Origin of the sequence: Lysobacter claricitrinus (assembly GCF_045866565.1) — a bacterium.
In the GTDB taxonomy this organism is placed as follows: Bacteria; Pseudomonadota; Gammaproteobacteria; order Xanthomonadales; family Xanthomonadaceae; genus Cognatilysobacter; species Cognatilysobacter claricitrinus.
In genome coordinates this window covers 592-1,173 of sequence record NZ_BAAFZV010000015.1, presented here as the reverse complement: position 1 = coordinate 1,173, position 582 = coordinate 592, and the positions used below count along the sequence as shown (strand labels likewise).

At 69.8% G+C, this 582-nt stretch carries 1 protein-coding gene; it reads right to left on the bottom strand.

Going from position 1 to position 582, the window contains the following annotated elements; all coding sequences use genetic code 11:
- Positions 1-36 precede the first annotated feature (36 nt).
- A partial coding sequence (locus ACKTTN_RS14665) for a chemotaxis protein CheW (RefSeq protein ID WP_407910645.1) occupies positions 37-582 on the bottom strand: 546 nt, incomplete at its 5' end.

Sequence of the window (582 nt, the reverse complement as noted above, 5' to 3'; positions counted from 1 at the left end):
GCGGGCTTCCGTGTGTGTGTCACCTGTCGCGACCGATCAGCCGTTCACCACCGCGCGTCGGGTGCGCACGCCGGTTTCGTGCAGCGTGTCGACGTCGAGGATCAGCGCCATGCGGCCGTCGCCGATGAGGCTGGCGCCGGCGTAACCGGCGAGGCCGCGCAGGGTGCGGGGCAGGGCCTTGATGACGACTTCCTCGCGGCCGCGCACGCGGTCGACGATCAGCACGAAGCGCTGTTCGCCAGCCTGCAGGACGACGCCGGTGGAGGCGCCGGCCGTCGACGCGTCGAGGCCGAGCCATGCGCGCAGGTCGAGCACGGGCGTCGGCTGTTCGCGCAGGTCGAGAACGCTCTGGCCGTCGATCCACATCGCATTGCCGTTGGTGTGCGCGAGCACTTCGACGACGCGTACGAGCGGCAGCGCGTAGACGTCGCCGTCGATCTCGACCAGCAGCGTCGGCAGGATGGCGAGCGTCAGCGGCACCTTGATCGACATGCGCGTGCCGCGGCCGACTTCGGACTGGATCTGTACGGTTCCGGCAAGTTCGCGGATCTTGCTCTGCACGACGTCCATGCCGACGCCGCG